This window comes from Cellulomonas fimi (genome assembly GCF_012952065.1).
GTDB lineage: Bacteria > Actinomycetota > Actinomycetes > Actinomycetales > Cellulomonadaceae > Pengzhenrongella > Pengzhenrongella fimi_A.
On record NZ_JABCJJ010000059.1, the window covers coordinates 1 to 3301 of the forward strand.

Below are 3301 nucleotides of genomic sequence, written 5' to 3' on the forward strand. Positions count from 1 at the left end.
GCCTGGAAACCCGCACCCGACGCGCCAGCCGGGACCCGGTCACGCCCCGCTACCGGAAACCGCAACAAGACCCGCAAACGGGTCACCAAGACCCCTGACGCGCCACTACTCGCGGATTTGGGTCTGAGCAGCGCCGTTGGAGCAGCGCTCCGGCTCAGGTCGCGGGGAGCCGCGCGAACGCGAGGCTGATCCGGTGGCCGCCGGCCGGCGGGGTCCAGTGCAGGTCGAACGAGCGAATGACGTCGATCGTGTCCCAGGCCAGCCGGAGGCCGCCCGGCAGCGGGGCCTCCACGTGCACTTCGGCGTCGGCCTCGGGCGGGATCGCGAGCCCCAGCCGGCGGTAGAACGCGAGCGACGCGGCCATGTTCTCCACGACGAGGCCGATCACGTACAGGCGAGGTGTCATGGTCCGGCGCCAGGCCCCGCCCCTGACAGCGTCCACGCCGGCCGATCCGCCTGCGCCCCACCCGCCGTGCCGACCGCGCCGCACGGTGCCACGCTCGTGTCATGACGCGATTCGGCTACACCCTCATGACCGAGCAGAGCGGGCCCCGCGCGCTGGTCGACTACGCGGTCGCCGCGGAGCGGGTCGGCTTCGACTTCGAGGTCTCGAGCGACCACTACTTCCCCTGGCTCGACTCGCAGGGGCACGCCCCGTACGCGTGGAGCGTGCTCGGCGCCGTCGCGCACGCCACGTCGTCGGTCGAGCTGATGACCTACGTGACGTGCCCGATCCTGCGGTACCACCCCGCCGTCGTCGCGCAGAAGGCCGCGACCGTCGCCCTGCTCTCCGAGGGCCGGTTCCTGCTCGGCCTCGGCGCCGGCGAGAACCTCAACGAGCACGTGGTCGGGGACCGCTGGCCGATGGTCGCCGAGCGGCACGACATGCTCGAGGAGGCCGTCGAGATCATCCGCGAGCTGCTCGCGGGCGAGCGCCTGACGTACGACGGCGAGCACTTCCGGGTCGACTCAGCCAAGCTCTGGGACCTCCCCGAGGGTCCGGTCCAGATCGGCATCGCCGTGTCGGGGACGCAGTCGATCCAGCGGTTCGCCTCGTGGGGCGACCACATGATCGCCGTCTCACCCGAGGCCGACCTGGTGGAGCAGTGGGACGAGGCCCGCGCGGAGGACGCGCTCGCGCCGTCGCGCAAGATCGGCCAGGTCCCGATCAGCTGGGACCCCGACGCCGAGGCGGCCACGGCCCGGGCGCACGACCAGTTCCGCTGGTTCGGCGGCGGGTGGAAGGTCAACGCCGACCTGCCGACGACCGAGGGGTTCGAGGCCGCGAGCCAGTTCGTCCGCCCCGACGACGTCGCCGCGTCCATCCCGTGCGGACCGGACCTCGACGCGGTCGTCGAGGCGGTCTCGGCCTACTGGCAGGCCGGGTTCACCGACATCGCGCTCGTGCAGGTCGGCGACGAGAGGCAGCAGCAGTTCCTCGACGAGGCGGCCGGCCCGCTGCTCGAGAAGCTGCGTGCCGCGGCGCCGGTGGGCCCGCCGATCGAGTCCGCGACCGACGCCTGAGGCTCGTGCTCACACGCCCAGCGGCGCCGGGTGCGCGAGCTCGAACCACACCGTCTTGCCGGGCTCGCCGCGGTGCGGGACGGCGCCCCACGCGGTCGAGAGCATGTCGACGATCTTGACCCCGCGCCCCCCCAGGGCCGACGGCGGCGGCTCGGTGAGGACAGGAAGCTGCGGCGCGTGGTCCTCGACCTCGACACGCGTGCGCTCGTCGTCGACGTCGATCCGCAGCACCACGGGCGGCGCCGCGTGCCGCACGGCGTTGGTGACGAGCTCGCTCACGAGGATCGCGAGCAGCTCGCGCGCCTGGGGCACGAGCCCCGCCCGCTCGAACCGCTCACCGGCCCAGTGGCGCGCGGGTGCGATCGCGGCGAGGTCTGCGTCCACCCGTGTCTCACCCTGCACAGCCACTCCCTTGTCCCGAGGTCGCTCCTCACCCACGGTCGGGCACGATCGCCGACCCGGCAACCGGGAGCCGTCGCCGCGAGCGTCCGACGAGCTGCCGATGTGGCGTGGCGAGGACACGTCCCGCACCTCTGGGAGGATGGGCGCCATGCCTGACGCAGCTACCGGCCGCCCGGTCGGCACGCCCACGCCGACTGCGAAGGACCTCCGTCGCTGGCGTCGGTACCTCGCCGACGAGCGTGCGGAGGCGGCCGTCTACCGCGACCTGGCCGCCCGCCGCACGGGTGAGGAACGGGCCATCCTGCTCGCGCTGGCCGACGCCGAGCGCCGGCACGAGGCGCACTGGCTCGCCCTGCTGGGGGGCGACGTCGGGCGCCCGCTCCGCGGGGACTGGCGCACGCGCACGCTCGGGCTCCTCGCCCGCCGGTACGGGTCCGTGTTCGTGCTCGCGCTCGCCCAGCGCGCCGAGTCCCGGTCCGCCTACGCGACCGACGCCGACGCGACGCCCGCGATGGCTGCGGACGAGCAGATCCACGAGGAGGTCGTGCGCGGCCTCGCGACCCGCGGCCGGAACCGGATGTCGGGGACCTTCCGTGCCGCGGTGTTCGGAGCGAACGACGGGCTCGTCAGCAACCTCGCGCTGATCCTGGGCGTCGGGGCGAGCGGTGCGTCGTACGCGTTCGTGCTGCTCACGGGGTTCGCGGGCCTGCTCGCCGGCGCGCTCTCCATGGCGGCGGGCGAGTACGTGTCTGTCCGGTCCCAGCGCGAGCTGCTCGAGGCGTCCGCGCCCAACCCGCACGCACGCGCGGCCGTCCCGTACCTCGACATCGACGCGAACGAGCTCGCCCTCGTGTACCGGGCGCGGGGCATGGCGGCGGACGAGGCGGCCCAGCACGCGCGCCACGTCGTCGGCGACGCGCAGGCGGGCGGCGAGGCCGCGTCGTCGGCCACGGGCGCCGACGACCTCGAGACGCACGGGACGGCGTTCGGCGCGGCGGCCTCGAGCTTCGCCTTCTTCGCCTCGGGCGCCCTGATCCCCGTGCTGCCCTACCTGTTCGGGCGCGAGGGCATGACGGCGGTCGTCGTCTCGACCGCGCTCGTGGGGCTCGCGCTGCTCGGCACGGGCGCGACGGTCGGGGTGCTCTCGGGTGGCTCGCCGGTGCGGCGGGCGCTGCGGCAGCTCGCGATCGGGTACGGCGCGGCCGCGGTGACCTACGTGCTGGGGCTGGCCTTCGGGACGACGCTCGCCTGAGCATTTGAGCGCCCTGCGGGCGCATCGTGGGTGGGGAAGATGGCGCTGGGATGTGGCGGTTGCCTCGGGCTCGCCGGTGGGTTCATCGTGGTCGGGTCGGTCCCGGTCAACGCCGGAACGCCT

The 3301-nt window shown here is 74.1% G+C and carries 4 protein-coding genes; 2 read left to right on the forward strand and 2 right to left on the reverse strand.

What is annotated here, in order from left to right:
- Positions 1 to 154 precede the first annotated feature (154 nt).
- Positions 155 to 406 carry a VOC family protein gene (locus tag HIR71_RS16110; RefSeq protein WP_211374324.1) on the reverse strand — a complete coding sequence of 84 codons (252 nt, stop codon included), beginning with the start codon at positions 404 to 406 and terminating at the stop codon, positions 155 to 157.
- A 101-nt stretch (positions 407 to 507) separates the two neighbouring features.
- On the opposite strand from HIR71_RS16110, the gene HIR71_RS16115 reads away from it, so the two are divergent.
- Positions 508 to 1524, forward strand: coding sequence for a TIGR03557 family F420-dependent LLM class oxidoreductase (locus HIR71_RS16115; RefSeq protein ID WP_169326078.1), 1017 nt, complete (start codon positions 508 to 510; stop codon positions 1522 to 1524).
- 9 nt (positions 1525 to 1533) lie between these two features.
- Here HIR71_RS16115 and HIR71_RS16120 read toward each other — a convergent pair whose 3' ends face one another.
- The gene (locus HIR71_RS16120) at positions 1534 to 1908 is read right to left on the reverse strand and encodes an ATP-binding protein (protein WP_311836332.1); all 375 of its coding nucleotides are present in this window, start codon (positions 1906 to 1908) and stop codon (positions 1534 to 1536) included.
- Positions 1909 to 2074: 166 nt separating this feature from the next.
- Between HIR71_RS16120 and HIR71_RS16125 the strand changes: the two genes are divergently transcribed.
- Positions 2075 to 3178 carry a VIT1/CCC1 transporter family protein gene (locus HIR71_RS16125; protein ID WP_249051949.1) on the forward strand — a complete coding sequence of 368 codons (1104 nt, stop codon included), beginning with the start codon at positions 2075 to 2077 and terminating at the stop codon, positions 3176 to 3178.
- Positions 3179 to 3301: the final 123 nt, after the last annotated feature.

Coding starts and splice junctions, on each gene's coding strand:
- HIR71_RS16110 (WP_211374324.1), bottom strand. CDS start 406: ATGACACCTCGCCTGTACGTGATCGGCCTCGTCGTGGAGAACATGGCC.
- HIR71_RS16115 (WP_169326078.1), top strand. CDS start 508: ATGACGCGATTCGGCTACACCCTCATGACCGAGCAGAGCGGGCCCCGC.
- HIR71_RS16125 (WP_249051949.1), top strand. CDS start 2,075: ATGCCTGACGCAGCTACCGGCCGCCCGGTCGGCACGCCCACGCCGACT.